Origin of the sequence: Bradyrhizobium sp. AUGA SZCCT0222, assembly GCF_018130205.1 — a bacterium.
Taxonomy (GTDB): Bacteria; Pseudomonadota; Alphaproteobacteria; order Rhizobiales; family Xanthobacteraceae; genus Bradyrhizobium.
The window spans coordinates 172,039-197,619 of record NZ_JAFCLX010000001.1 but is presented as its reverse complement, the minus strand read 5'-3'; the positions used below and the strand labels follow the sequence as shown (position 1 = coordinate 197,619).

24 protein-coding genes and 1 pseudogene are annotated in these 25,581 nt (G+C 63.4%); 13 read left to right on the top strand and 12 right to left on the bottom strand.

Annotated elements, in window-relative coordinates:
* Positions 1-386 precede the first annotated feature (386 nt).
* The 6 genes and pseudogenes from JQ629_RS00955 (at position 387) to JQ629_RS00930 (ending at position 6,612) form a co-directional block, all read left to right on the top strand.
* Entirely contained in the window at positions 387-1,727 is a 1,341-nt protein-coding gene (locus JQ629_RS00955) for an ABC transporter substrate-binding protein (protein ID WP_212264495.1), read from the top strand.
* A 154-nt stretch (positions 1,728-1,881) separates the two neighbouring features.
* Positions 1,882-2,814 (top strand): carbohydrate ABC transporter permease, encoded by a 933-nt coding sequence (locus tag JQ629_RS00950; protein ID WP_212031515.1) that lies wholly within the window; start codon positions 1,882-1,884, stop codon positions 2,812-2,814.
* A complete protein-coding gene (locus JQ629_RS00945) occupies positions 2,814-3,728 on the top strand; it encodes a carbohydrate ABC transporter permease (RefSeq protein WP_212031516.1) in 915 nt (304 codons plus the stop codon). The genes JQ629_RS00950 and JQ629_RS00945 overlap by 1 nt, the downstream gene beginning before the upstream one ends.
* 4 nt (positions 3,729-3,732) lie before the next feature.
* Positions 3,733-4,833: an ABC transporter ATP-binding protein gene (locus JQ629_RS00940; RefSeq protein ID WP_212410494.1), complete on the top strand. Its 1,101-nt coding sequence runs from the start codon at positions 3,733-3,735 to the stop codon at positions 4,831-4,833.
* Positions 4,834-4,865: 32 nt separating this feature from the next.
* Positions 4,866-5,851, top strand: a pseudogene (locus JQ629_RS00935) (hydroxyacid dehydrogenase).
* Between the two features lie 140 nt (positions 5,852-5,991).
* The gene (locus JQ629_RS00930) at positions 5,992-6,612 is read left to right on the top strand and encodes a hypothetical protein (protein WP_249134739.1); all 621 of its coding nucleotides are present in this window, start codon (positions 5,992-5,994) and stop codon (positions 6,610-6,612) included.
* Between the two features lie 9 nt (positions 6,613-6,621).
* Here JQ629_RS00930 and JQ629_RS00925 read toward each other — a convergent pair whose 3' ends face one another.
* Positions 6,622-7,134 carry a DUF1993 domain-containing protein gene (locus JQ629_RS00925; protein WP_212410492.1) on the bottom strand — a complete coding sequence of 171 codons (513 nt, stop codon included), beginning with the start codon at positions 7,132-7,134 and terminating at the stop codon, positions 6,622-6,624.
* Positions 7,135-7,231: 97 nt separating this feature from the next.
* Between JQ629_RS00925 and JQ629_RS00920 the strand changes: the two genes are divergently transcribed.
* The 3 genes from JQ629_RS00920 (at position 7,232) to JQ629_RS00910 (ending at position 9,605) form a co-directional block, all read left to right on the top strand.
* Positions 7,232-8,011: a transporter substrate-binding domain-containing protein gene (locus JQ629_RS00920; protein ID WP_212410490.1), complete on the top strand. Its 780-nt coding sequence runs from the start codon at positions 7,232-7,234 to the stop codon at positions 8,009-8,011.
* 187 nt (positions 8,012-8,198) lie between these two features.
* On the top strand, positions 8,199-9,047 hold the full coding sequence (locus JQ629_RS00915) for a DUF2147 domain-containing protein (protein WP_212410489.1): 849 nt from the start codon (positions 8,199-8,201) through the stop codon (positions 9,045-9,047).
* A gap of 198 nt (positions 9,048-9,245) precedes the next feature.
* Positions 9,246-9,605 (top strand): hypothetical protein, encoded by a 360-nt coding sequence (locus JQ629_RS00910; protein WP_212410488.1) that lies wholly within the window; start codon positions 9,246-9,248, stop codon positions 9,603-9,605.
* A 116-nt stretch (positions 9,606-9,721) separates the two neighbouring features.
* On the opposite strand, the gene JQ629_RS00905 is transcribed toward JQ629_RS00910, so the two are convergent.
* Together JQ629_RS00905 and JQ629_RS00900 are read right to left on the bottom strand one after the other, a co-directional pair.
* Entirely contained in the window at positions 9,722-10,126 is a 405-nt protein-coding gene (locus JQ629_RS00905; protein ID WP_212410487.1) for a (R)-mandelonitrile lyase, read from the bottom strand.
* Positions 10,127-10,149: 23 nt separating this feature from the next.
* Positions 10,150-10,848: a ribonuclease activity regulator RraA gene (locus JQ629_RS00900; protein ID WP_211996833.1), complete on the bottom strand. Its 699-nt coding sequence runs from the start codon at positions 10,846-10,848 to the stop codon at positions 10,150-10,152.
* Between the two features lie 252 nt (positions 10,849-11,100).
* On the opposite strand from JQ629_RS00900, the gene pxpB reads away from it, so the two are divergent.
* Genes pxpB through JQ629_RS00885 form a run of 3 tightly spaced genes read left to right on the top strand, consistent with a single transcriptional unit; the run spans position 11,101 to position 13,689 of the window.
* Positions 11,101-11,832 (top strand): 5-oxoprolinase subunit PxpB, encoded by a 732-nt coding sequence (pxpB, locus tag JQ629_RS00895; RefSeq protein ID WP_212410486.1) that lies wholly within the window; start codon positions 11,101-11,103, stop codon positions 11,830-11,832.
* The gene (locus JQ629_RS00890) at positions 11,829-12,884 is read left to right on the top strand and encodes a 5-oxoprolinase subunit C family protein (RefSeq protein ID WP_212410485.1); all 1,056 of its coding nucleotides are present in this window, start codon (positions 11,829-11,831) and stop codon (positions 12,882-12,884) included. The genes pxpB and JQ629_RS00890 overlap by 4 nt, the downstream gene beginning before the upstream one ends.
* 34 nt (positions 12,885-12,918) lie before the next feature.
* The gene (locus JQ629_RS00885; protein ID WP_212410484.1) at positions 12,919-13,689 is read left to right on the top strand and encodes a LamB/YcsF family protein; all 771 of its coding nucleotides are present in this window, start codon (positions 12,919-12,921) and stop codon (positions 13,687-13,689) included.
* 5 nt (positions 13,690-13,694) lie between these two features.
* On the opposite strand, the gene ggt is transcribed toward JQ629_RS00885, so the two are convergent.
* The 3 genes from ggt to JQ629_RS00870 are packed head-to-tail and all read right to left on the bottom strand — an operon-like array spanning position 13,695 to position 18,461.
* Entirely contained in the window at positions 13,695-15,317 is a 1,623-nt protein-coding gene (gene ggt, locus JQ629_RS00880; RefSeq protein ID WP_212410483.1) for a gamma-glutamyltransferase, read from the bottom strand.
* A gap of 39 nt (positions 15,318-15,356) precedes the next feature.
* Positions 15,357-16,442, bottom strand: coding sequence for a TRAP transporter substrate-binding protein (locus tag JQ629_RS00875; protein ID WP_212410482.1), 1,086 nt, complete (start codon positions 16,440-16,442; stop codon positions 15,357-15,359).
* 42 nt (positions 16,443-16,484) lie between these two features.
* A complete protein-coding gene (locus JQ629_RS00870; RefSeq protein WP_212410480.1) occupies positions 16,485-18,461 on the bottom strand; it encodes a primary-amine oxidase in 1,977 nt (658 codons plus the stop codon).
* 53 nt (positions 18,462-18,514) lie between these two features.
* On the opposite strand from JQ629_RS00870, the gene JQ629_RS00865 reads away from it, so the two are divergent.
* Positions 18,515-19,555 (top strand): helix-turn-helix domain-containing protein, encoded by a 1,041-nt coding sequence (locus JQ629_RS00865; RefSeq protein WP_212410477.1) that lies wholly within the window; start codon positions 18,515-18,517, stop codon positions 19,553-19,555.
* On the opposite strand, the gene JQ629_RS00860 is transcribed toward JQ629_RS00865, so the two are convergent.
* The 6 genes from JQ629_RS00860 to JQ629_RS00835 are packed head-to-tail and all read right to left on the bottom strand — an operon-like array spanning position 19,543 to position 25,562.
* Positions 19,543-20,994: an aldehyde dehydrogenase gene (locus JQ629_RS00860; RefSeq protein WP_212410475.1), complete on the bottom strand. Its 1,452-nt coding sequence runs from the start codon at positions 20,992-20,994 to the stop codon at positions 19,543-19,545. The genes JQ629_RS00865 and JQ629_RS00860 overlap by 13 nt on opposite strands.
* A 39-nt stretch (positions 20,995-21,033) precedes the next feature.
* Positions 21,034-21,759 (bottom strand): ABC transporter ATP-binding protein, encoded by a 726-nt coding sequence (locus JQ629_RS00855; RefSeq protein WP_212410474.1) that lies wholly within the window; start codon positions 21,757-21,759, stop codon positions 21,034-21,036.
* The gene (locus JQ629_RS00850) at positions 21,752-22,495 is read right to left on the bottom strand and encodes an ABC transporter ATP-binding protein (RefSeq protein ID WP_212410472.1); all 744 of its coding nucleotides are present in this window, start codon (positions 22,493-22,495) and stop codon (positions 21,752-21,754) included. The genes JQ629_RS00855 and JQ629_RS00850 overlap by 8 nt, the downstream gene beginning before the upstream one ends.
* On the bottom strand, positions 22,492-23,439 hold the full coding sequence (locus JQ629_RS00845; protein WP_502752128.1) for a branched-chain amino acid ABC transporter permease: 948 nt from the start codon (positions 23,437-23,439) through the stop codon (positions 22,492-22,494). Before JQ629_RS00845 ends, JQ629_RS00850 begins: the two co-directional genes overlap by 4 nt.
* Positions 23,436-24,305 carry a branched-chain amino acid ABC transporter permease gene (locus JQ629_RS00840; RefSeq protein WP_249133094.1) on the bottom strand — a complete coding sequence of 290 codons (870 nt, stop codon included), beginning with the start codon at positions 24,303-24,305 and terminating at the stop codon, positions 23,436-23,438. Before JQ629_RS00840 ends, JQ629_RS00845 begins: the two co-directional genes overlap by 4 nt.
* A 30-nt stretch (positions 24,306-24,335) precedes the next feature.
* Positions 24,336-25,562 carry an amino acid ABC transporter substrate-binding protein gene (locus JQ629_RS00835; RefSeq protein WP_212410470.1) on the bottom strand — a complete coding sequence of 409 codons (1,227 nt, stop codon included), beginning with the start codon at positions 25,560-25,562 and terminating at the stop codon, positions 24,336-24,338.
* Between the last annotated feature and the right edge of the window lie 19 nt (positions 25,563-25,581).

The window sequence follows — 25,581 nt, the reverse complement described above, 5'->3', positions numbered from 1 at the left end:
CGTTTTCGCGCCGCGCGAGTCTACCTGCCGCGCCCAGCCATCCCGGTGATGAAAACGGCGGCGTATCCCAATTTGGACACGCGGTAGGGGAACCTGCGGCGCTATTTCACATCCTCACCCCCTCCGGTGAGTTCGATAGGTGCAACGCAATATTCCGCGCCATGAGTCAGCAATGAGCGGTAGACAACGGGCTAACGGTCGTCGCTGCCTTCGATCTGCACGCAACGTTAGTTCTAGGACAGCGCCTACGTGATTTCTCGACAGACGCTGGCAATTCTGCTCTGATCGTCAATAATGAAAAATGCGCGGCGCCCGAACGGAGCCGAATAAAAAAGCAAGAACGGGAATTTCTTCATATCCGATTGGCCCATCCAGGGAGGAACGCCATGACACGGAAGAAGCTTACTCGACGCCAATTCATTGCTGCGACAGCGCTATCATCGGCGGCACTCGTGACCGCACCCTACGTGCGCGGCGCGCACGCCGCCGGCAAGCTATCGATCGGGTTTTGGGACCATTGGGTACCCGGCGCCAACAAGGCTTCTACCGATATTGTCAATGAGTGGGCCGAGAAGGAAAAGGTCGAGGTCACCATCGACTACATCCCGAGCCAGGGTAACAAGAACCTTTTGACGATCGCCGCCGAGGCCCAGGCGAAGGCGGGCCATGACATTCTGGCGATGCCGACCTGGTGGCCGCACGCCCAGGCGGAATTGCTCGAGCCGATGAATGACGTGGTCGAGGGGCTCATCAAGCAGAACGGCGAAGTCAACGGCACCGTTCAGTACCTCGGCAAGGCCGGCAACAAATGGCTGGGCGTTCCGGCCTGCGTCGGCAGCCAGATCAAGGGGCCCTGCTCGCGCATCGATCTGATGAAGCAGCACGCCGGCATCGACGTCCAGGCCATGTATCCGGCAGGTTCGGCACCGAAAGCCGATGGCTGGACCACGGACACATTCCTGAAGGCGGCGGAGGCCTGTCACAAGGGCGGCGTTCCCTTCGGCATCGGGCTTGGCGAGACCAGCGATTCCGTCGATACCGTCGGGGCGTTCTTCCTGGCGTTCGGGGCGGAGGTCGTCGATGCCAAGGGCAACGTCGTCGTCAAGAACGACAACGTGCGGCAGGCGCTCGAATATTACAAAAAGCTGATGGCTTTCCTGCCGTCAGACGCGCCGTCATGGGACGACGGCTCCAACAACAGGTGGCTGGTCTCGGGCAGAGGCGCCCTGATCATGAACCCGCCGAGCGCGTGGGCCGTCGCCAGGCGCGATGCGCCGCAGATCGCGGAGCAATGCTGGACCCACGGCTTCCCGGTCGGTCCGAAGGGCCGCTTCGCGCCGTTCCTGCCCTACTTCTGGAGCGTCTGGAGCTTCTCCAAGAACAAGGAGGCGGCAAAGAGCGTGCTGACGCGTCTGTCGCAGCCGGATGCGGTCGAGAAAATGGTGGCGGCGAGCGGCGGCTACGACCTGCCGGCCTTTGAGAAACTGACGACCCTGAAGACATGGGCTGAGGAAGGACCGCCGAAGGGCACGCTCTACCACTATCCGAATCCGCACAAGCATCAGCTGCTTTCGATCTCGGCGTCGCCGGCGCCGCCCAAGGTCGCCCAGCAGATCTACACCCAGGCAACGCTTACCAAGATGTGCGTGCGCTTCTACCGGGGCGAGCCCATGGAGAAGACGCTGGCCTGGGCCGAAGGCGAACTCGAAGGCTTCATGCGTAGCTGAGGCGATTTCGTCGCCGCGGCCCGTCGGATCTCGGTTGGATCTTGGGCCGTGGCGGCGTGCATCCGCCTGCCGACACGATGGGAGCCGGCGCCGCGCCGGCTTCTCGACGAGGAAACCACCCTGCTCTGAATGAAACGCGCGAGGAAGATGCATCATGGCTGATGTCGCGATTGAGCGTAACGCCGCTCCGCGAACGGCGCGCAAGCGCGCCAGTTTACGAACCGCCCTGAAGCGCAAATCGACCGCAGCCTTCCTGATGACGCTGCCGCTGATCCTGCTGATCTCGCTGCTGGTGATCTATCCTGCCTTCTACTCGCTGCATCTGGCCACCCTGAACAAGTCGATGCAGCGCTTCATCGGGCTCGGAAACTTCCAGTTCCTGTTCAAGCGGGAAACGTTCTGGCTGGTGGTCGAGCAATCCTGCATTTTCGCGATCACCGCCGTCTTCTTCAAAGCGCTGATCGGCTTCATCGTGGCGCACTTCGTCCACAACATTCCGGCCAAGGGCCAGCGCAAATGGCGCGGCATGCTGCTGGTGCCCTGGGTCATCCCACCGGCCATGAGCACGTTGGCCTGGCTGTGGCTGTTCGATCCGTCGTACAGCGCCTTCAACTATTTGTTGGCCGGCGTCGGCGTCGACCGGATTCCGTGGACCGGCGAGACCGGCTGGGCCCGATTCTCGGTTATCCTGGTGAATATCTGGTTCGGCGCCCCGTTCTTTATGATCATGTATCTGGCTTCGCTGAAGTCGGTGCCCGATCAGCTCTATGAGGCCGCGGCCATCGACGGCGCCAACTGGTGGCAGCGCATCTGGTACGTGACGCTGCCGATGATGCGCAACATCATCGCGATCACGACGCTGTTTTCGGTGATCGTCACCTTCGCCAATTTCGATATCGTGCGCATCCTGACCGCCGGCGGTCCGCTGGACCGTACCCATGTCTTCGCCACCTGGGCATTCCGCATCGGTATCGAGGGCGGCGACATTCCACTCGGCGCCAGCGTCTCGCTGTTCATGGTGCCGATCCTCGCAATCGCGGCAGTCTTCATCCTGCGCGACATCAACAAACGCGGGAATGAATCCTGATGACCAGCACCGTCGTGATCGACAAGGCCGCCCCGACCCGCCCCGTCAAACTGCGCAGCATGAGCCGCGACCGCACCTGGGCGCTGCGATGGTCGTACTTCTTCCTTACATTGTTCGCGGTCTTTGCGCTGGTGCCCCCGCTCTACATGGTAATCACGTCGCTGAAGACCAGCGCCGAAATCTCCGCGGCGACGAACCCGTGGTGGGTTTACCATCCGACATTGTCGAACTACGTCGAGTTGCTGACATCGAACCAGTTCCTGACCTTCTTCCGCAACTCGGCGCTGGTCTCGATCTTCGTCGTGACTATCACCATGCTGATCAGCGTGCCCGCGGCTTTTGCACTGGCGCGGATGCGGTTCTGGGGCTCGGCCACGCTTGCGACCGGGGTTTTCCTGACTTACCTCATCCCGGAAACGCTGCTGTTTCTCCCGTTGTTCAAGATGTTCGTGGCGTTTGGCGACCTGACCGGGATCCAGCTGATCAACAAATGGTACGTGCTGCTGGTGATCTATCCGACGCTCACGGTGCCGTTTTGCACCTGGATCATGATCGGTTACTTCGCCTCCATCCCCAAGGAGCTCGACGAGGCCGCGATCATCGACGGCGCGTCCTGGTTCCAGACGCTGACGCGGATCTTCATTCCCGTCGCCCTACCCGGCCTGATCGCCGCGACCATCTTCGCCTTCACGGTTTCCTGGGCGCAGTTTCTCTATCCGCTGGTTTTCACGACATCGACGGATCAACTGGTGCTGCCGGTCGGTATCGTCACGACCTTGATCAAGGGCGACGTGTTCGCATGGGGCCAGATCATGACCGGCGCCCTGCTCGGCGCCGCGCCGCCGCTGATCATCTACGCGTTCCTGATGGACTATTACATTGCCGGCCTGACCGCCGGTGCGACAAAGGGTTGAACTCATGGCTGACGTGACGTTGCGCAAGGTTGTCAAGAAGTACGACGACGTCGAGGCGGTGCGCGGCATCGATCTCGATATCGCCGATCATGAGTTTGTCGTGCTGGTGGGCCCGTCGGGTTGCGGAAAATCGACCACGCTGCGGATGATCGCGGGGCTCGAGGACATCACCGACGGCGACATCATGATCGGAGGCGACGTCGTCAACGACGTGCCGCCAAAGGACCGCGACATCGCCATGGTGTTCCAGAACTACGCGCTCTACCCGCACATGACGGTCGCGGAAAACATGTCGTTCGGGCTGCGGCTGAAACGCTATCCGAAGGCCGAGATCAAGACCCGGATCGACGAAGCCGCGCGCATGCTCGACATCGTCGAACTCGTCGACCGCAAGCCGAAGCAGCTGTCAGGCGGCCAGCGTCAGCGCGTCGCCATGGGCCGCGCCATCGTGCGTAATCCGAAGGTGTTCCTGTTCGACGAGCCGCTGTCCAACCTCGACGCCAAGCTCCGCGTCCAGATGAGAATCGAGATCAAGAAGGTGCATCAGAAGGTTCGCACCACCACGGTTTACGTTACCCACGACCAGGTCGAGGCGATGACGCTCGCCGACCGGGTCGTGGTGATGAACCATGGCCGCATCGAACAGATCGGAACGCCGAACGAACTCTATCACAATCCCGCCACCAAATTCGTCGCAAGCTTCATCGGTTCGCCGGCGATGAACTTCATCCCCTGCCGGCTCGAGGAAGCCGGCGGCAAGCTGCATATCCGGATCACCGACCGTCTCGCCTTCCCGCTGCCGCCTAAACGCGCCGCCAGATACCAAGGCGTGTCGCGGACCGACAAGCTGCTGCTGGGGCTGCGGCCCGAGCACATCACGGAAGCCAGCCCGCATGCCGAGCCGGGTGTCGAGAACTTCGATGCTGTGCTCGATGTGACCGAACCGATGGGAATGGAAACGCTGATCTACTTCCCGATCGACGGCACGCAAGTTTGCGGCCGGGTCAACCCCAACGCCGGCGCACAGGATGGCGCCCCGCTCCGATTGGCAGTGGACCTCAACAATATGCACCTGCTAAACGAGGTGAGCGGCGCCGTCATTTGACGGCGGAGACAACAGTCACCCAAGGGCAGGAAATGGCGACCAACAAGAAGAAAATCTTCGTCACGGAATCGATGTCACAGCAGGGGCGTGCGTTGCTCGACGCACGCGAGGATATCGAACTTGTCGAATTCCCCAACATGATCTCGCAGCCGGATTTCCAGGCCAAGCTCAAGGAGCCGCGCCGGTCCATGGCGTCGCCCTCGGCGGCACCCGTTTCGGTGAAACGGAGCTGGAAGCTTCCAGGGACATGTTGGTGGTGACCCGGATCGGCGTCGGTTTTGATGCCGTCGATGTGCCGGCGTTGAGCCGCCGCAAAGTGCCGCTGATGGTCGCCGGCACCGCGAATTCGCCCTCCGTTGCCGAGTGCGCATTGTTCATGATGCTGACATTGGCAAAGCGCGCAGTGGAAATGCACTCCATCGTCAGGGACAACAAATGGCCGAGCCGGCTCGGCATGCTGCCCTACGACCTCTATGACAAGACCGTCCTGATCGTTGGCTTCGGCCGCATCGGCACCCGCACCGCCAAGCGCTGCCAGGCGATGGAAATGAACGTGCTGGTTTTCGATCCCTACAAGCCCGCGGCCGACATCAAGGCCGCCGGCTGCGAGCCTGTCACCGATCTCGACGCGGCGTTGCCGCGCGCCGACTTCGTCAGCCTGCATTGCCCGAAGACGCCGGAGACGGTCGGCATGATCAATGCCGCGCGCTTGAGGCGGATGAAGCCGACCGCCTATCTGATCAATACCGCACGGGGCGGCATCATCGACGAACCCGCGCTGCATGACGCGCTGGTGTCCGGCAAACTTGCCGGCGCCGGTCTCGACGTGTTCGAACAGGAGCCGCCGCCCGCCGGCCATTCGCTGTTCGCGCTTCCGAACGTCATCTTCGCACCCCACGTCGCCGGTGTGACCAGGGAAGCCGTCGATCGCATGAGCGAACAGACCGCACGCAATATCCTGAGCGTTCTCGACGGCGATCCGTTGCGTCAGAACGTCATCAATCAGGACGTGCTCTGACCGATCCGGCATGATCAAACCGGGCGACGGCTGAGCGATCGAGCGGCCGCCCGGGATGTTTTCATGCCGGCCCGACCATAAGGAACCCTTATTCCGTATTACGGGCTCACCGCACAGGTCCGCGCCCGGCATAGCCGGTTTTGCGCCTGAACGGACAAAACTCAGCCTCATTCGGAAGCGAGGAAAAGATACCGGGCGGCAACGGGGACACCGATTCCGCAGACGGAGTTCGATCCGGAGGCCGAATTGTGAGCCAAAACGACCCGACCGACAACGCCCTGGCGGCGATTGCCAGCATTCTCGATCAGCCGCCCGTGATCCCCCGCGAGCGGGAACGGCCTGCCGTTGAAGAGGTGCCGGCCACCCCTCCGCCACTCGAAGAATTTCAACCGATCGAAACACTGCCATCGCTCGCGGTTCCTCCGCCGCTTGAGGCCAACGCGCCGATCGAGGCCGCCCCGCCGCCTGAGGTCTTTCTACCGTTCGAGGCTGATGGCTATTCCAAGGTCGGGCCCGGCCCGATGGCCGCGATCCGTTTCAAATGGACGGTCCGCGTGGACGATGGCGACTATTACGTCGACGAGACCATTGGGGAGAATTCAACGCCCATTGTCAGCGGACCGATGAACAAGGATGCCGCGATCCAGCTGGTCGACGACCGCGAAGCCGAGGCACGGCGCCGGTTCGAGCAACTGAAAAGCGAAATGACGGGACGCGCCGCCGTCGCCAATCTGGTGCGCAAAGACAACGGCGAGGCGTAATCCTGCGCGCTATCTCGGCGGCCCTAGGAAATCCTTCTTGGCGAGATCCACGCCGGCGTGGCGCAGGATGTCGTAAGCCGTGGTGACGTGGAAGAAGAACTGCGGCACGCTGAATGTCAGCAGCAACGACCGCCCGGTGAATTTGCGTGTCGCCCCGCTCCTGAATGTAAACACCACCTCCTTGTCTGCGGCGCCGTCGATCTCCGCGCGCGGCAGGCCCTGCACAAAGGCGATCGCTGCCGCGATACGCGATTGGAGTTCCGCAATATCAGGCTCGGCGTCTGGAAAAACATGCGGCTCGCGCCCGGCCAGCAGCGCGCAGGCAACCACCGCGTGACGGTTGGCCTCCCCGACCTGACGCGTCAGATTGTACATGTTGGGATGGAGCCGCAAATTGAGCAGGATCGCCGGATCGATGTTTTTGGCCTTGGCATAGGCTGAGGCGTGGTCCAGCAGGACCGACAGATTGCCGAGATACGGCACGAAAACATCGACTGACGTTTCACAAAGCGAGATGGTCACGATTGGATTTCTCCGGCTGGTACGGCGCGGGCATCTGGTCTAAATCCTGCGCCAACACAATCAAGGTGTCATCGAATTCACCGGCGGAGAAGAACTGATGTTTCGAATGCTATTTGGTCTGGGCATGGCTGCCCTGTTGACGATTTCCGCCCATGCCCAGCAGCCGGCCCCTTCCCGCCTCGACGACATCATCAAGCGCGGCACGCTGCGGGTCGGCATGACCGGCGACTACCGGCCCTTCAGCTATCTCGACAAGGCGACGTCGAAATTCAACGGCTTCGACGTCGACATGGCGGAAGCTCTCGGCAAGGCGCTCGGCGTCAAGGTCGAATTCGTCCAAACCGCATGGCCGCAACTGATGAAGGATTTCGAGGCCGATAATTTCGACGTCGCGATGAGCGGCGTATCGATCACGCTTGACCGGCAGAAGAAGGGTCTGTTTTCGACGCCGATCATGCGTGAGGGCAAGACACCGATCGCGCGCTGCGCCGACAAGGGCAAGTACGAAACCATGGCCGACATCGACAAGCCCGGCACGCGCGTGATCGTCAATCCCGGCGGCACCAACGAACGGTTTGCCCGCGCCAACGTCAAGAACGCGGAAGTGAAACTCCACAACGACAACGTCACGATCTTCGACGAGATCGCCAAGGGCAATGCCGACCTGATGATGACGGATTCGTCGGAGACGCTGTATCAGCAGAAACTGCATCCCGGCGTGCTGTGCGCGGTGCATCCCGAAAAGCCGTTCGACTTCGCCGAGAAGGCCTATTGGCTGCAGCGCGACGTCGCACTGAAAGCCTTCGTCGATCAGTGGCTGCACATTGCGAGAGAGGACGGCAGCTTCAGGAAAATCTACGCCGCCTGGTTCGATTGATCGGCCGGCAAAATATGCAATTTTCGCCGCAAATTGACCGTCTGTCGGGGGCAAATTAGGCTGCGCGGGCGACATTGAACCAAAGCCGCGAGTACACGACTTATCATTTGAAAGTGATCCGGATCACGTTTTGCGAGCTGCCATTGCGTAGCTTCGGGGGTTGGGATTCCCTGCTCAGGAGGTCATTATGAAGAAGCTTCTGGCGATCGCCGCGTTTTTGCTGGCGAGCAGTGCCGCGCAGGCGCAGTACACCTTCGATTACGGCGGCCGCACCATTCGGATCGATCCCGATCGCGGCACCGTTCAGATCCCAGGCGTCTACGACAACACGCCGAAGGCCAAACGCTCGCGCAACGAGGACGGTGATCGCGACCGTCCGCGCAAGCAGTCACCGCAACAGGCGAAGACGGACTCCAGGACGCCACCCGACACGGTCGCTCCCGCCGTACCTGCTCCCGCCGCGCCTGTCCCCGCCGAGCAGGCCGCTGTGCCGCCTGCCCCTGCACCCGTTCCTGCAGCTCCCGCACCGGTCGCGACCGCGCCGGCAGAACCTTCGACCGCCACTGTCGCCGTTGCCCCGGCGGCGGAGCCGGTGACTGTGCCGGCCGCTCCACTGCCGCCCGGCGCACCCGCCCCGCAGGTCCAGCAAGAGCCGCCTCCCGCGCCGAAGCCTGCTCCTGCCGTCGCTGCGGTAACGCCGCCGCCCGCACCGCCGCCGGCGGCCCCGCAGGCGGCGAACTCGCCGCTTGGCGTCTGGCTGACGGAAGAGAAGGAAGGCAAGGTCCGGATCGAACAATGCGGCACCAATCTTTGCGGCTATTCCGTTGACAAGAAGTCGAACCGCAACGGCGAGCAAGTGCTGATCAACATGAAGCCCGGCAAGGACAACAAATGGAGCGGCCGGATTTTCGATCCGAATTCCGGCAGCACCTATGATTCAACGCTCGCGCTGAAAGGCTCCGACAGCCTGCGCGTTCAGGGCTGCGCCTTCGGCGGCATGTTCTGCGGTGGCCAGACCTGGACCCGTGTGAACTGACGCGCCAACGACGCACATTCAACCAAGGCCCCGCCTTCGCCGGCGGGGCTTTTTGTTTGCGGTTTCCCATCTCGCGTCGGCCGTCAACCAATCCGGTTCACGCCGGAATGACGCCCGCCATCACCCGTGTGATGACCATCACTGCCGCTTCAGAGTCGACGTGAGAGCCTGCTCCTGTCAAACACACAGGGGCTCGTCATGGGACGCTTTTACAAATCTGCCACCGCCGTTCGTATTCTGATCCTGCTCGGGACGATCCTCTCGACGCCCGCCGCAGCCGCCACGTTTGACGGCGAATGGAACGTGCATATCGCTTCGTCGAACGCCGCCTGCAGCAGCGGCGTCTCCGTGTCGATCGGCATCAACAAAGGTCAGGTCGCCTCGACCAGTGCTGCCGTGACGGCGTCGGGCCGTGTCGCCGAAGCCGGCAGCATCTCGGTGACGCTGGCGAGCGGCATGAAGCGCGCGGTCGGTCTCGGGCGCCTCACGGGCACCTCGGGGGCGGGCACGTGGCGCGCCGCGCTGTGCTCGGGCACCTGGACCGCGCAGCGCATCTAGCGCGCCGCGGCGTCCCGACGCGCTATCAGCGATGAACGGCAGGGCCTGAACAAAAAATCGCGAAAACAACCCCATGCAAAGTAGAACGGGTCTCGGCTCGCTTCATCCGGGGAGCGCTACCCGACCTTCACCGCATACTCGGCGTCCGTGACCTTCTCCATCCAGGTCGCGTAGCTGCCATCGAGCGCTTCCTGCATGGCGATGTGGGTCATGCCGTTGTTTGGCGAGGCGCCATGCCAGTGCTTCTCGCCGGGCGGGATCCACACGACATCGCCGGGCCGGATTTCCCGGACCGGTCCACCCGCGGCCTGCACGCGGCCGATCCCCGAAACCACGTACAGCGTCTGCCCCAGCGGATGCGAGTGCCACGCCGTACGCGCGCCGGGTTCGAACGAGACGCGATTGCAAACCAGCCGCGCCGGCGCCTCGGTGGCGATGATCGGGTCCTGCCAGACCGTACCGGTGAAATAGTCGGGCGGAGCCTTGCGCGTCGGCCGCGAGCCGGAGACGTGGATATCCATGGCGTTACCTCGCTTTGTTGATGTTATTTCTTGCTCGCCGCGTAGCGCGCCTTGGTCTCGGCATTCATGGGGTAGAGGCCGGGAAGCGCGGCGCCGTTGTTCACCTCGTTGACGATCCAGGCTTCCATCCGCTCCTGCTCGGCGCCTTCGGCCAGAATGAGGTCGAGGAACGCCTGCGGGATCAACACCGCGCCGTCCTGGTCGGCAACCACGACGTCGTTCGGGAATACCGCCACCCCGCCACAGCCGATCGGCTCGCCCCAGCCGACGAAGGTCAACCCGGCGACCGACGGTGGCGCCGCGTAACCATCGCACCAGACCGGCAGGCCGGTGCCGAGCACACCCTCGACGTCGCGCACGACGCCGTCGGTGATCAGTGCCGCGACCCCGCGCTTGACCATGCGCGCGCACAGGATGTCACCGAAGATGCCGGCATCCTTGACGCCCATCGCGTCGACCACGGCAATGCAGCCCTGCGGCATTGCTTCAATCGCGGTGCGGGTCGAAATCGGCGACGACCATGATTCCGGTGTCGCCAGGTCCTCGCGCGCGGGCACGAAACGCAGCGTGAAGGCCGGCCCGACCAGCCGCGGCTGTCCCGGGCGCAACGGTTTGGTGCCGCGCATCCAGACGTTCCGCAGGCCCTTCTTCAGCAGGACCGTGGTGATGGTGGCAGTGGACACGCGGGACAGGGTCGCGATCGCTTCGGGGGTCAGGGACATCGGTAAGGCAACGCTCCAATGGGAGGGGATCAAAGGTAGCGCATCTTGCGGGGCGCGGGCATCGCGTCAAGGGTTCGTTCGCAGCGGAGCGATCACAACAGCTTATCGCTGCCATGCAGATTAATTTATTGAACTTGCTCAATGATTTCGTACGAAGCGAATTCCACTGGCGCGCGAAACACGCTACAGCTTGATCTCAGCCCAAGAGTCCCCAGTCCGTCTTCCGACAGATCCCGAGGCAGTACCGAGGCCATGGCCGCGACGCCCATCCCGCCCCGCCTTTTGCCGAGTGGCGACAGCGCCATCACGGTGGAGTTTTCCCGCAACATCGACGACGACGCCAACCGGCGGGTCCTGGCGCTCGACCGCGCGATGGCGGCAACGCCGGTCGAAGGCGTCACCGAGACCGTTCCAACCTATCGCTCGCTGCTGGTGCATTACGATCCCGTGCGAACGTCATTCGAAGCGCTCGGCGAGCAGATACTGGCGCTGGCGCAGCTGCCGGTACCGGAGGCAACAAAAACCAGGCGCTGGCGCATTCCCGTGGTCTATGGCGGCGAGCACGGAGTGGACCTTGAGGACGTCGCCAAGACGCTCAAGACCACGCCGGACGACATCGTCGCGCGGCACGTCGCCGGCGACTACCGCGTCGCCATGATCGGCTTTACGCCGGGCTGGTCCTATCTCTCTGGCTTAGCGGCCTCGATGCAAATGCCACGGCGTCAAAATCCGCGTCTGCTGACGCCGGCCGGCACGGTCTCGATCGGCGGCGTGCAGACGGGCGTGCAATGCCTGGCTGGCCCCAGCGGCTGGCACCTGCTCGGCCAGACCGCGGTCCGGACCTATCAGCTGCACCGCGATCCGACATTCCTGCTGGAGCCCGGCGACGCCATTACGTTCGTGCCGGTCGACAGCAAAACCTTTGCCGAGCAGGACCGCGCCGCGGCAGGGGGAGAAATCGTGGCCGAGTTGATGCCATCATGAGCAAGCTCGTCATCACCTCCATCGGCCCGGCAAGTTCGGTACAGGACGGCGGCCGCCCCGGCTCCCAGCGCTATGGCCTGGTGCCGAGCGGCGCGATGGACCGGCTGGCGCTGGCGGCGGCCAACACGCTGGTCGGCAACGAGCCGTTTGCGGCCGCTGTCGAGATCGGCCCGTTTGGCGCCGCCTTCACCGCGCGCGGCGGCGCCGTTCGCATCGCGCTGTCAGGGGCGTCACGCAATGCCGACATCGCCGGACGCCCGGTTGCGGTCGATACGTCTGCGACGCTGGCCGACGGCGAGACCCTGACGCTTGGCTTTGCCCGCAGCGGTTCGTTCAGCTACCTCGCGTTCGAGGGCGGCATCGCCGGCGAACCTGACTTCGGCAGCCTCTCCGTCAACGCCCGCGCCGGGCTCGGCAGTCCCTACCCGCGCCCGCTGCAGAGCGGCGACGAATTGCAGACGACACCGGCCAGCGGCGCACCGGAACGCCGGATCGAACTGCCGGCCACGGCGGAGGCGCCGATCCGCGTGGTCTGGGGACCGCAGGACGACGAATTCGCAGATGATGCCAAACAACTGTTTATCGACAGCGAGTGGAAGATATCGGCGACCAGCGACCGCATGGGTTACCGGCTCGAAGGCCCCGTCATCAAGCATCTGCACGGCCACAACATCGTTTCCGACGGCACCGTGAACGGCAGCCTGCAGGTTCCCGGCAACGGCCAGCCGATCGTGCTGATGCCGGATCGCGGCACCAGCGGCGGTTATCCCAAGATCGCGACGGTGATTTCCGCCGACTTCGGCCGGTTTGCGCAGACGCCGGCCGGACGCGCCTTTCGCTTCAAGTCCGTGAGCATGGCGGAAGCCCAGGCCGCAGCGCGCCAGTTCGCTGATTTGTTGCGTTCCCTGCCCGACCGGCTGCGGCCAATCGAAAGCTTTGATCTCAACATCGACGCGCTGCAAGATGCCAATGTCGCCGGCTATGCCGTCAGCGCCGTCGATGCGGCCACCTGGCAGGTCGCGTCGCCTGCGGACGTATCGGGACCGGACTAATTCAAGATCCACTCATCAAAAGCGGACGATTATCATGACAACCATCGACCTCAACTGCGATCTCGGCGAAGGATTTGGCGCGTGGGAAATGGGCAATGACGCCGCGATGATCGAGCTTGCGACCTCGGTCAACGTCGCCTGCGGTTTCCATGCCGGCGATCCTGATATCATGCGCCGCACGGTCGAGCTGGCGAAGGCGCGCGGCGTCAGCGTCGGCGCTCACCCCGGCTACCGCGACCTGCACGGGTTTGGCCGGCGCCCGATGCCCGGCTTGAAATCATCCGAGATCGAGAACCTGATTGCCTACCAGATCGGCGCGCTGCAGGCGATTGCGACCGCGGCCGGACACAAGGTTACCCACGTCAAGGCGCATGGCGCGATCTCCAATGTCGCGTGCGAGGACGACATGACCGCACGGGCGATCGCCAACGGCATCAAGGCGGTCGATCCCAACCTGATTTTCGTGGTGCTCGCCAATTCGAAGCTGGTGACCGCGGGCGAAGCCGCCAACCTGCCGATGGTGCACGAAGTGTTCGCCGACCGCGCCTATGAAGACGACGGCCAATTGGTATCGCGCAAGAAGCCGGGCGCGGTGCTGCATGATCCCAAGATGATCGCCGACCGCGTGGTGCGGATGGTGCAGGACGGCGCCGTGGTCTCTGTATCAGGCAAGGTGATCAAGATGCGCACCGATACCGTCTGCATTCATGGCGATACGCCAGGAGCAGTCGAGATCGGGCGTGGCGTGCGTCAGGCGTTGAAGGAAGCCGGGATCTCGGTCGCGCCGTTCAAGACAGCGAACTGACGTTTTCAGTATCCGATCGCGGCGCCGTCGCTGCGAGGGTCCGAACCGCCGCTCAAGGTCCCGTCGTGCGATGAGATGGTGATGCCATGGGCGTGGCCGGCCATCTCCTCCCACGGGGCCCAGCGATGGACGATGTGGCCCCGTTGTTCCAGCGCACGGATCGTGTCCGCGGGAAAGCGGTTTTCCATGTGCAGGGTGTCGCGCGCTTCGCCGAGTGCGAAGCGGCCGGACAGGAACCGCGGCAATTCGATCGCCTCCTGAATATCGAGCCCGTGATCGATCATGTCAGAATAGAGCTGCAGCTGGATCTGCGGCTGGCCATCCGCGCCCATGCAGCCCAGCACGCTGCAGAGCTTGCCGTCGCGTTTGGCCATCGAGGCGATCAGGGTGTGCAGCGGGATTTTTCGAGGCTCAAGCCGATTGGGATGATTGGGATCAAGCGAAAAGTACGCGCCGCGGTTTTGCAACACGACGCCAGTGCTACCCGCCACCACGCATGACCCGAACCCGCCATAGAGGCTCTGGATAAGCGAGGCCGCATTGCCATCGCGGTCGACCGCGGCGATGTAGACGGTATCGCCCGCCAGGCTGCCGAATGACGGCACTTCATCCCATTTCAGTGCGCGCGCCGGATCGATCAACCCGCTGCGCTGGCGTGCGTAGCCTTTGGAAATCAGCGTTTCGACGGGCACCTCGGCAAAGGCGGGATCGGCGAGCACGAGATCGCGGTCGTGATAGGCAATCTGCTTGGCCTGCACCATCAGATGCAGTCGGTCGGGTCCGAGCAGGTCCATGCGGTGCGGTTCGAGCGGCTCGAGCAAATTGAGCATCTCGATCACGGTAAAGCCCTGCGTCGGCGGTGGCGTGTTGAAAATGGTGACGTCGCGGTAGCGGCCGCTCAGCGGCGTACCCCAAGTAGCTCTTTGCGCCTCGAAATCTCCGGGCTCAAAGAAACCAACTCGCGCTTGCGAGAAGCGCACCATTTCAGCGGCGATGGGTCCCTCATAAAATCCGGACCATCCATGATCCCCGATCGCTTCAAGCGTTCTCGACAGATCGGGATTGGTGAGCCTTGTGCCTGGCGACGGCACCGCACCACCGGGCAGAAAGATTCCGGCGGCTTCGTGTTGCTGAAGGAGATCGTCACGCATCATTTCGATGAAGCTCGCCAGCCGCCCAGTGACCGGAAAGCCGTCGCGCGCATAGCCGATCGCGGCTTCGAGTACCCGCCGCAAAGGCAACCGGCCATGGCCATCATGCGCCGCGACCCAGCTCGCAACCGCGCCCGGCACCGTCAGCGTCGCCGGGACGATCCCGCGCAGCGGGATTTCTTTCAGCCCTCTCCCCTCCATGGACGCCAGCGACGCCCCCGCTGCCGCCTTGCCGCCGCCGTTGAGGTATTTGATCTCGCCACTACCACCGTCATGCACGAGCCAGAACGCGTCACCACCCAACCCCGTCATGTGCGGATAGACCACCGCCAGTACGGCGCTGGCGGCAATCGCTGCATCGATGGCGGACCCTCCGGCGCGAAGCACGTCGACGCCGGCTGAGGACGCCAGCGAATGCGGCGACGTCACCATGCCACGAGGCGCGAGCGAGACCGGCCGGCCGGTGCGAATATCCAAATGCGTCCCCGGTTCTGGCGAGCCGCCGGCGATGTCAGCCTAGCCGCGGCTTCGCCGGATCATGTAATTGTCGTAGGTGGCTTCACAGACCTGATGCCACTGATATTGCTCGTTGCGGAACGCCGTCATGGAGTCGTTCAGGGCTTTAAACTTGGTGTTCTTGGCCGCGACCTCCGCAAACAGCTCATTGGTCTCCTTGAAGCAGGCGTCGAGGATGTCGGTCGAGAACGGCCGAAGCTGCGCGCCGGCCGCGACCAGGCGTTTGATCGCCTGGGCGTTGCGGGTATCGTATTTGGCGGTCAGGTCGGCGGCCACCTGCGCGGCCGCGATCGTCATCATGTCCTGATAGACTTTTGGAAGCTCCGCCCACTTCGCCGTGTTGATGTAGAGAAAGCCGTTGGCGCAGCCTTCCCACCAGCCGGGATAATAGTAATAGGGCGCGACCTTGAGGAAGCCGAGCTTCTCGTCGTCGTAGGGGCCGATCCATTCGGCAGCGTCGATCGTGCCCTTCTCAAGCGCGGGGTAGATATCCCCCGGCGGAATCTGCTGCGGCACGACGCCAATGCGGGCCAGCACCTGCCCGGCCACACCGCCGACCCGGAACTTCAGACCCTTCAAATCATCGAGGGTCTTGATCTCCTTGCGGAACCAGCCGCCCATCTGCGCGGTCGTGTTGCCGAACGGCAGGCCGTAGATGCCGTAAGGCTTGTAAAGTTCGTTCATGAGTTCGAGCCCGCCACCATAGGCGAGCCAGGCATTCATTTGCCGCGTGTTGAGCCCGAACGGCACCGCTGTGCCGAACGCGAACGCCAGATCCTTGCCGATGTAGTAGTAGGACGCGCTGTTCCCCATCTCCACGGTGTTGTTGGCCACTGCATCGAACACCTGGAACGCCGGCACGATTTCGCCCGGGCCATAGACGCTGATCTGGAATTTTTGCTCCGAGAGATCGGCCATGGCCTTGCTGAACATCTCGCACGCGCCATAGAGCGTATCGAGGGATTTTGGGAACGACGTCGTCAACCGCCAGCGCAGCGTCGGAGTGGACTGCGCGATGGCGGGCGCGCTGACAGCCGTTGCGGCGGCGGCAAGACCGGCGACCCTGAGAAGCTTCCTGCGGTTCATGGCCCATCTCCTGTTTGGATCGGATGCGAAACCAGTCGCGTGTCAGGCGCAGCACGCCCCCTTCTCCCTGACGTCGCGGCTTGCGTCGTTGCGATCAGGCGGCAAATCCATCGCCGGATTCTCGGCGAAGAAGCCGTTCGGCTTGAGGGCGAAGCCGACATATTCGACCGGCATGACCGGGAAATCTTCGGGCCGGCAGACATGGGTGGCGCCGAAAGTGTGCCAAACCACGATGTCCTCGTTTTCGATTCCGCGGTTCTGCGCCACGTATTTCGGCAGACCGTCACCGCCGGCATGCTGGTTCGGGAATTCGCCGCTGGCATAGCGTTCGTCGGGCGCATAGCGCGTGACCCAGAGGTGCTTGGTGGCAAAGCCGCCGCGCGCGGTCATGTAACAGTTTTCCTGCGCCAGCATGACAGGCGCCGCATGCGCCAGCAGCTTGTACCCGGTCGGCCCGCCGACGCTGTTGGTTTGGTTGGGATTGATGATCTTCCAGTAGCGCCCGGTGCGGCCGTCTGCCTCGCGGGCCGCATCCTGTTCGCACGCGAGCGTTCGCGCTGTGGTGTCGAACACGTTGCCGTATGGATTGTCCGTGCCAAAGGGCCGCGGCTTGAATTCGTGCTCGGTGACGCTGTTGCGCTCGCCATCGACCATCATGTGCAGGCGGGCGTTGAAGAAGTGCTGGTGCGTCGGACCGCCCAGCCCTGCCGCGACCATGCCACCCCAGGGATAGGATTGACCGGGCGCTACCGCCGCGGTCTGGATAATGCCGGTCAGCTTGACTTCAAGCTGGATCGTGCCGTCCTGATAGAAATACCAGTAGAAGCCGTAATCATAATTGCCGACGGTCGTGAAGAACGAGATCACGAGACGGCGGGAGCGCCGCACCTCGAAGGTCTCGTTGCGGAATTCATAGTGCTTCCAGAGGATGCCGTAATCCTCCTCGTGCAGGCAGATCGCGTTCTTCATGACAACCGGCTTGCCGTAATCGTCGGCGACCGGAACGTCGAAATAATGGATTTGCCCGAGGCAGTCGCAGCCGAGTTCCAGCGCGTTGGCAAGTTTGCCTAAACCGTACTCGCCGGCGTCAAATGCACACTTCCAGAAGTGGTTCGCGGTCGGATCGGCATAGGGCACGATCATATCGCTGACACTGGCCCGATAGATGATCGGCCGCTCGCGTCCGCTGTCGTTGAAGCCGATCTGATGCAGCACGAGGCCTTCGCGCGCGGTCCAGCCGACGCGGAACGACCAGTTCTGCCAGGAAACCTTCCAACCCTCGACGGAGAAGCCGGGACCGTCTTTCTGCACGATGTCGAGCGGCTTGACGTCCTCGCGCATTTTCGGGATCGATGCGCGATCATAGTTGCGCGACCGCTTCGGGATCGGAACGATTTCCGGCTCGTCCACGAGCTGCACGACCTTGTCCTCGATCAGATCGACCAGCGCAACCACACCCTCGATCGGATGGGCATAGCCATTGTCCTTGATATCGCGGCGCCAAAAGGAAACCCCACTGACAAGCCTGCGGCCCTTCTCGACGTCCCGGTCGAAATAACCGGCTGAGAACGGATCGACCTGGACCAGTTCAATGTCCTCGTCCGTCAGCCCGCGTCGCTTCATCGCGTGCCGCCATCCGGCATCGCGCTTGACGATATCGCCGACCTTGAACACTTCCTCGATCGTGACCGGGGGCTGGCCATAAGGATGCGCCTTGGTCGGATGCTCGCGCCATGCCGTCACCTGCCGTGACCCGAGATCCACGGTCGCGATATGGGTCGCCCCGGTCTTGCAGTCGAACAGCGTGACCGCCGCCTGCCTCGGCAAATTGGTGCCGGGTGTCCAACCCAGGATGTCGGCCTTGGCCGGTTCCTCAAGCTGGACGTGGGAGAAGCGGGTATCCGGACCAAGTTGCTTGGCGTCGCGCAGCAGTTCAGACGCCAGCGTAACCTCGGCCTCGCTAAGGGAATCAAGGGGATGCGTGACGGCCGTGGCGGCCGGTTCTCTCGTCAGGTCCATATTCGCGCCTTGCAACATTAGACCGCACGTTAGGGTAGCCAGGATGCAGCGTCTTGAACGAACCTGCCAGCTTTTCGACCTTGCCAGCCGGACCGAATTCGGGCGACGGTGAGCCATCACTGTGTGGAACCGCATCCGCGATGCCGATCAGCGTCTCGACAGACCAAATTCACCCCGCCGAACGCCAGGCGTTCTGGACCGAGTCGATCTGTCGATCCTTCGCCCATATCGAGACCAGGCCGATCGGTCCGACGCGGGTCAGCGGTCACTTCGAGTTCGTGGAAGTCGGCAGCGTCAAGCTCGTGCGTTTTGACAGCAGCCCGCAATGCTACAGCCGCGACGCAAAGCTCGTGAGCAAGGCGGGCTCGGACGAATTCATGTTCGATTTTCAACGTCGCGGGCGAAGCTCGATGGCGCAGGCCGGTAACGAAGGCACGATCCAGCCGGGATATGGCGTACTCTATGACGCGCGGCGGCCGTTCGAGGATCGGCTCGATGGACCCGAACAGCGTTCCGAAGTGCTGATCGCAACGGTTCCCGCCGCGACGCTGCTCCGGATGTTTCCGCAAGCCGAGCTTCTATGCGCAAGACCCGTTCCGTTGTCCGGCGCCATCGCGCGCTCGATCGCGGCGTTCATTCGCGCGGCCATCCAGCTGTCGGATGCGCGGCCGGGCCAGGCCGAAACGGATATCGTCGCTTATCTGTCGACCCTGCTTCGTCTCGCAACGGGTGACGACCACGGGCTTACCCGCACCGAGCTGTTTGGCTTGATCGACACCTATCTGAGGGCCAACATTGCGGCGATCCGGCCGGCCCCGGCGATTGCAAGTGCGTTCGGCGTTTCGGAGCGAACCTTGCATCGCGTCTTTGCCGACCAGCAAACGACGTTTGAACGCCACGTGCTCCAGCTGCGCGTCGACCACTTTCGAAACCTGCTGCAGCAACCTGCCCTGTCGCAAACTTCAATTGCGGCGCTCGCCATGCAATGCGGTTTCGCCGACGGCGCGCACGCGAGCCGGACGTTCAAGAGTTTCTTTGGCGTCACGCCGCGGGATTTCCGCGGCGCGATCCCTGCCCAGACTCAGATCGGATAGTGCTGCGGGCCGGTCTCGATGGTGATCCAGCGCAGTTCGGTGAACTCGGCGATGCCTGCCTTGCCGCCGAAACGGCCATAACCGGACGCCTTCGTACCCCCGAACGGCATTTGCGCTTCGTCGTGTACCGTCGGCCCGTTGACATGACAAATGCCCGACTCGATCCTTTTGGCGACGTCCATTGCGCGCGCGATATCGCGGCCGAACACTGCCGCTGACAATCCATACTCGGTGTCGTTCGCGACCCGCACGGCCTCATCGACGCTGTTCACACGCACGATGCTGACCACCGGACCAAACGATTCCTCGCCATAAATTCGCATGACAGAGGTGACGTGATCGAGCACGGTGGCCGACATCAACGTCCCCTCCGACCGGCCGCCGGCGACGACGCGCGCGCCCTTAGCTACCGCGTCCTTGATCAGACCCTGGATACGATCGACGGCATCCGCGCCGATCAGCGATCCCAGAGGTGTGCCGCCCTTGCGCGGATCGCCCGCCACCAGCGAGTCGGCCTTGGTCGCCAGCTTGGCGACGAAGGCGTCGGCGACCTTGTTGTCGAGCACGATCCGTTCCGTCGACATGCAGATCTGTCCCTGGTTCATGAACGCGCCGAAAGCGGCAGCAGCGACCGCGGCATCGATATCCGCATCATCGAGCACGATCAGCGGCGCCTTGCCGCCGAGCTCGAGCAGTGCCGGCTTGAGATATTTTGCCGCCGTCTGGGCGATGATGCGGCCGACGCGGGTCGAACCGGTGAAGTTGATGCGGCGCACGGCGGGATGGGCAATCAGGGCCTCGATCAGATCAGGCGCATCTTCCGGCGCGTTCGTGATGACGTTGACCACGCCGGGCGGCAAACCGGCATCGCGCAGGCATTCGGCGATCAAACGGTGTGTGCCCGGGCAGATCTCCGAGGCCTTCAGAATAACCGTGTTGCCGCACGCGAGCGGCAACGCTACTGCGCGGACGCCGAGGATCACCGGGGCGTTCCAGGGCGCGATGCTGAGCACGACGCCGGCCGGCTGCCGAACGGCCATCGCGATGCAGCCCGGCTTGTCCGACGGGATCACCTCGCCCGAAATCTGCGTCGTCATGGCGGCCGCTTCGCGCAGCATCCCCGCGGCAAGACCCACATTGAACCCGGCCCAGCCGGCGGTGGCGCCGGTTTCGGTCGCCATCAGTTCGATGAACTGCGCCGTCTTGGCTTCGAGCGCGTCGGCTGCCTTGAGCAGGATCTTTCTGCGCAGGCCCGGTCCGGTCGCCGACCATGCCGGGAACGCGGCCGCGGCTGCATCGGCAGCGCGTTTGGCATCGGATATCTGCGCGGCGGAAGCGCGGGTAGCGACTTCGCCCGTGATGGGGTTGAGGCGATCGAACGTGACGCCGTCAACAGCCTGAACGTCCTGGTTTTCGAGCAGCAGACTGATCTGGTTCATGGCGTGATCCTCCGTGTTTTCAGGTTATTTTCGTGAATTTCAAACCGCGCTTGCGACAATTCCGCCGAGATAGGCACGCTGTACGGCATCGTTGGACATCAGCTCCGTCCCCGTGCCGCTGCCGGTGATCTTGCCGTTCTCGATGAGATAGCCGCGATCGGCGATGGCGAGGCTTTCGCGCGCGTTCTGTTCGACCAGCAGCAGGCCGACGCCGCTCTCGCGCACCTTGCGAAGGCTTGCGAACAATTCGCGCACCAATAGCGGCGACAGGCCGAGCGAGGGCTCGTCCAGCAGGAGAACGTCGGGATTGGACATCAGCGCGCGACCGATCGCGACCATCTGCTGCTCGCCGCCGCTCATGGTCCGCACCGTCTGTCCGAGCCGTTCACCGAGGCGCGGAAACAGCGACAGCACCCGCTCCCGCCGCGCAGCCTCCCCGTCACGCGCGCGCTTCGGGTTGGCGCCCAGCAACAAGTTTTCCGCGACCGTCAAATCGGCAAAGATGCCGCGACCTTCCGGCACCAGCGCCAGACCAGCCTCGACAATCTCGTGGGCCGGAAGAGCGGAGATATCGCGTCCCGAAAGCGTGACGCGCTTGCCGGGAAGGCAGGCCACGATGCCGGCGATGGCTTTCAGCAGAGAGGTTTTCCCCGCGCCATTGGCGCCGAGGATGACGACGATTTCGCCGCGGCCCACGTTCAGCGCGGCGTCCGTCAATGCGCGATGCTGGCCGTAGGCGACGCTGATATCCGCTACCTCAAGCATCGGCTGCCGCTCCCAGATAGGCCTCGATGACGGCGGGATCGGACAGCACCTTGTCCGGCGTTCCCTCGGCAATCTTTCGGCCGCTGTTCATGACCACGCAGCGATCGCAAAGCGAGCGGATCGCGTCCATGACGTGTTCAACGAGCAGGATCGACAGGCCTTCCTCCTTCAACGAGCGGATCAGCGCGATGCCGATCAGCAATTCGGAAGGATTGAGTCCAGCCAGCCATTCATCGAGCAGAAGAAGCCGTGGCTTCAGTGCAAGCGCACGCGCCAGCTCAAGGCGCTTGCGGTCGATATAGGTCAGCTCGGTTGCCAGGCGCTGATCGGCATCTTTCAACCCGACCCGCTCCAGCAACCGGATGGCGGCAGCGTCCATTTCGCCGCGTGCGAGGCGTGCCGGGTGAAAAGCGAGACCCGCCCTGACATTCTCGGCACAGTTCATGCCGTCGAGCACGCGGACCAATTGAAAGGTACGCCCCAGGCCAAGGCGCGCGATGCGGTGCGTCGCCATCCCCGCAATGTCGTGCCCGGCGAAGTGGATCGCGCCGGAATCCGGACGCAGCACGCCCGAGACGAGATTGAGCGCGGTGGTCTTGCCCGACCCGTTCGGCCCCAGCAATCCAACGATCTCGCCGGACCCGACCGTCATATCCAGCGCATTGACGGCGACAAGGCCGCCGAACGCCCGGACCAGACCCTTGATCTCCAGAACGGTGGAGGCTGCGGCGGTCATGCCTTGGCCCCCTGCTCGATGCGCTGCGGCCGCCATTGCCGCCTGAAATTGTCCCACAGGCCAACGACGCCGGCGGGCAGCGCGTATACGATCAGCAGAAAGATGACGCCCATGATCAGCGTCGAGGCGGTCGGAAACCGCGCCGCCAGGAACTCGAACAGCAATGTCAGCGGAATGGCGCCGAGCGCCGGTCCCCACAGCCGGTGCGCGCCGCCCAACAGCGCCATGATCACGACTTCAAAGGAAATCGTGGCGTTGAACGCAATCGAGGGTTCGATATAGGTCCAGCGCGGCGCCATGATCGCGCCGACCAGCGTCATGAAGACGGCGCTGATCGTGAACAGCGTCACCTTGGCGACGGTGACGTTGATCCCGCAATGTTTTGCGACGGTCTCGTCCTCGCCGATGATGCGCAGCGCAAAGCCGAGCCGCGAGCGCGCGATCAGCCAGCCGATCACGAACACCGCGACCGCAAGCACGAGAAGCTGCCAGTAGATATCCTTCTGGGTGATGTCGACGAACACGTAGCGGCCGAGCACGCGGGTCTTGTTGACCTCGTACCAGATCACGAGCTGGTGAATGAGTTCGGCCAGTCCGAACGTGAAGATCACGAAATGCAGACCGCTGAGCCGCAGCGTGGAAAGGCCGACGATGACGGCCATCAGTGCGCCGATCGCGGTCGCGATCAGCAGCACTAGCGGCCAGGAAAGCAGTTCGCCGAGCACGGCCACCGTATAGGCGCCGACCCCGAAAAACGCCGTCGTCGCCAGCGAGACATAACGCGTCGGTCCGGAGAACAGGCCCCATGCGGTCGCCAGCACGGTAAATTGCAAGAGGCCGATCGCGAGCGCGAGATAGTACGCATCGACGTACATTGGCAGCAGCGCCAGCACGGCAAGGCCAACGCAGGCCGCGAGCGCGGCGGCAAGGCGCATTGCGCTCATCGCTGCGCCCTCCCGAACAGCCCCGCCGGCTTGACCAGCAGGACGCCGAGGAACAGCGCAAAATTCACCGCCAGCGTCAGGCCCGGATCGACGAAGGTCGCGACCAGCGATTCACTTAAGCCCAGCGCCAGTCCGGCGACGAGACAACCGAGCAGATTCCCGACGCCGCCCATCACGACCACGATCAGCGCCTTCATGGTGAAGATCACGCCCGACGAAGCGCTGAATGTCAGAAACATGCTGATCAGAACGCCGGCTGCAGCCACCAGCGCGCCGCCTAGCGCGAATGCGAATGCGGACGTCCTGACCACATCGATCGCCACCAGCTGCGCGGCCATGGGGTCGACCGCAACCGCGCGGATCGATGTGCCGAGCCGGGTGCGGGTCAGCGCCAGATACAGCGCCAGCCCGACGGCGACCGCGAGGCCGAACGCGATCAGCCGGTTCAATGCGAGGATTTCACCGAACAGGCTGACCGGGATCGCCAGGAAGGAGTAGCTGAAGTAGGCGCCGCCGAACATCGACAGCATGATGCCCTGGACGATGAACATCATGCCGAAGGTCGCCAGAATGCTGTCGACTTCGAGCGCGCCCCGCGTCCTTGCCCTGCGCACCAGTGGCGTGAGCAGGACGCGGTACAGCAACAGGCTCACGCCGAAACCGGCGGGAATGACGAGCGCCAGTCCAAGCAACGGGTTCAATGCCCATCCCGTGAACAACCAGTAGGACGCAAAGGCTGCCGCGACGAGAAACTCGCCGTAGGACAGGTTCATGATCCGCGCCACGCCATATTGGAGCGTCAGCCCCATGGCGATCAGCGCGTACATGCCCCCGAGCATCAGGCCGGTGAAGATGGCGTTCGTCATCTACTCAGTGCCGTCTGGACCAATCGCCGATCACGGCGCCTTCCATGCCGGCTTCGGAATAACAGGCGTACGCGCCCCTTCGTTGCTGGCCGGTGCGACGCCGTAGAATTCGCCGTCCTGCCACTGCCCGACCCACCAATATCTGGTCGGCAGGTTGTTCTCGAACTTGACCTTGCCGATGATGGTATCGAAGGTCCCGGTCTGCAGATCCTTGATGACGGCCTCACGGTCGATCTTGCCTACGCGTTCGATCGCCTGCTGCAGCATCTGCAGGCTGGCGTAGGTCACCGCACTGGCCCAGCGATCCGGCTCCGCGCCGTTCGCCGCTGCCGCCTTGTGGCGCGCCAGGTAATCCTTGATCGGCGCACTGTCGCCGCTCCAGCCGCCGATCCCCATCACGCCCTGCGCATTGGCGCCAAACTTCTGCTTGAACAGCGGGAAAGCAGTACCGACGCCGGTGTAGAAGATTTTTGGATTGAAGCTTGCGATCCGCGCCTGTTCGGTGATCCCGAGCGTATCCGGCGGGTAGCTGAACGCGATGAAGACATCCGGATTGAGCGCCTTGACCTCGTTGACGATCGGGCTGAGGTCTTGCGTGCCGACCGGATAGGTCTTGTCATAGGCCAGCTTGAAATTGGCTTTTGCCAACGCCGGACGCGCGGCGCCCGACAGATCAATGCCAAAACCGTCGGCGACGCTGACCATGGCGACGGTGTCGCCGATCTTGCCTTCGGTGCGCAGCTTGACCAGCAGATCCACCAGCGTGTTGGCAGCGCCGGCGCTGGTGCCGAGCAGCCAGAAACTGTTGGGCCAGCGTTTGGCCAGTTCAGGCGCGCGGTCGGTCACCGCCGTGGATGCGAGATGCGGATAGCCGGCCTTGTTGAGGATCGGCCCGACCGCGAGATTGAGGCCGGTGCCCCACGGCGGCAGGATGAAGTCAACCTTGTCCTGGGTGATCAGCCGCTCGAGCGACCGCGCCGCTTCTTCGGCGCTGGAGCGATCGTCATATTGGACAACCTCGATCGGCACCCGCTTGTCACCGAGCTTCAGGCCGCCCGCGGCGTTCACTTCCTTCACCCACATTTCGTAGTTCGGCAGCGTCGTCACCGCAGCACCGCCGGCATTGGGGCCGGTGCGCGAAAGCGCGTAGCCGATCTTGACCGAGCTTTGTGCCAGTGCCGGTCCGTCGGCTGCGAAAAGGGCCGCCCCGGTGACGGCGAGTAATCCCGCTGCGAAGCGGGTGACTGATGACCCCATGTTCTCCTCCCAGAGACTT

Bases quoted from the DNA above. Each gene is read 5' to 3' on its own strand.
- JQ629_RS00955 (WP_212264495.1), top strand. From the start codon at position 387: ATGACACGGAAGAAGCTTACTCGACGCCAATTCATTGCTGCGACAGCG.
- JQ629_RS00950 (WP_212031515.1), top strand. From the start codon at position 1,882: ATGGCTGATGTCGCGATTGAGCGTAACGCCGCTCCGCGAACGGCGCGC.
- JQ629_RS00945 (WP_212031516.1), top strand. From the start codon at position 2,814: ATGACCAGCACCGTCGTGATCGACAAGGCCGCCCCGACCCGCCCCGTC.
- JQ629_RS00940 (WP_212410494.1), top strand. From the start codon at position 3,733: ATGGCTGACGTGACGTTGCGCAAGGTTGTCAAGAAGTACGACGACGTC.
- JQ629_RS00920 (WP_212410490.1), top strand. From the start codon at position 7,232: ATGTTTCGAATGCTATTTGGTCTGGGCATGGCTGCCCTGTTGACGATT.
- JQ629_RS00915 (WP_212410489.1), top strand. From the start codon at position 8,199: ATGAAGAAGCTTCTGGCGATCGCCGCGTTTTTGCTGGCGAGCAGTGCC.
- JQ629_RS00910 (WP_212410488.1), top strand. From the start codon at position 9,246: ATGGGACGCTTTTACAAATCTGCCACCGCCGTTCGTATTCTGATCCTG.
- JQ629_RS00905 (WP_212410487.1), bottom strand. From the start codon at position 10,126: ATGGATATCCACGTCTCCGGCTCGCGGCCGACGCGCAAGGCTCCGCCC.
- JQ629_RS00900 (WP_211996833.1), bottom strand. From the start codon at position 10,848: ATGTCCCTGACCCCCGAAGCGATCGCGACCCTGTCCCGCGTGTCCACT.
- pxpB (WP_212410486.1), top strand. From the start codon at position 11,101: ATGGCCGCGACGCCCATCCCGCCCCGCCTTTTGCCGAGTGGCGACAGC.
- JQ629_RS00890 (WP_212410485.1), top strand. From the start codon at position 11,829: ATGAGCAAGCTCGTCATCACCTCCATCGGCCCGGCAAGTTCGGTACAG.
- JQ629_RS00885 (WP_212410484.1), top strand. From the start codon at position 12,919: ATGACAACCATCGACCTCAACTGCGATCTCGGCGAAGGATTTGGCGCG.
- JQ629_RS00875 (WP_212410482.1), bottom strand. From the start codon at position 16,442: ATGAACCGCAGGAAGCTTCTCAGGGTCGCCGGTCTTGCCGCCGCCGCA.
- JQ629_RS00870 (WP_212410480.1), bottom strand. From the start codon at position 18,461: ATGGACCTGACGAGAGAACCGGCCGCCACGGCCGTCACGCATCCCCTT.
- JQ629_RS00860 (WP_212410475.1), bottom strand. From the start codon at position 20,994: ATGAACCAGATCAGTCTGCTGCTCGAAAACCAGGACGTTCAGGCTGTT.
- JQ629_RS00855 (WP_212410474.1), bottom strand. From the start codon at position 21,759: ATGCTTGAGGTAGCGGATATCAGCGTCGCCTACGGCCAGCATCGCGCA.
- JQ629_RS00850 (WP_212410472.1), bottom strand. From the start codon at position 22,495: ATGACCGCCGCAGCCTCCACCGTTCTGGAGATCAAGGGTCTGGTCCGG.
- JQ629_RS00845 (WP_502752128.1), bottom strand. From the start codon at position 23,439: ATGAGCGCAATGCGCCTTGCCGCCGCGCTCGCGGCCTGCGTTGGCCTT.
- JQ629_RS00840 (WP_249133094.1), bottom strand. From the start codon at position 24,305: ATGACGAACGCCATCTTCACCGGCCTGATGCTCGGGGGCATGTACGCG.
- JQ629_RS00835 (WP_212410470.1), bottom strand. From the start codon at position 25,562: ATGGGGTCATCAGTCACCCGCTTCGCAGCGGGATTACTCGCCGTCACC.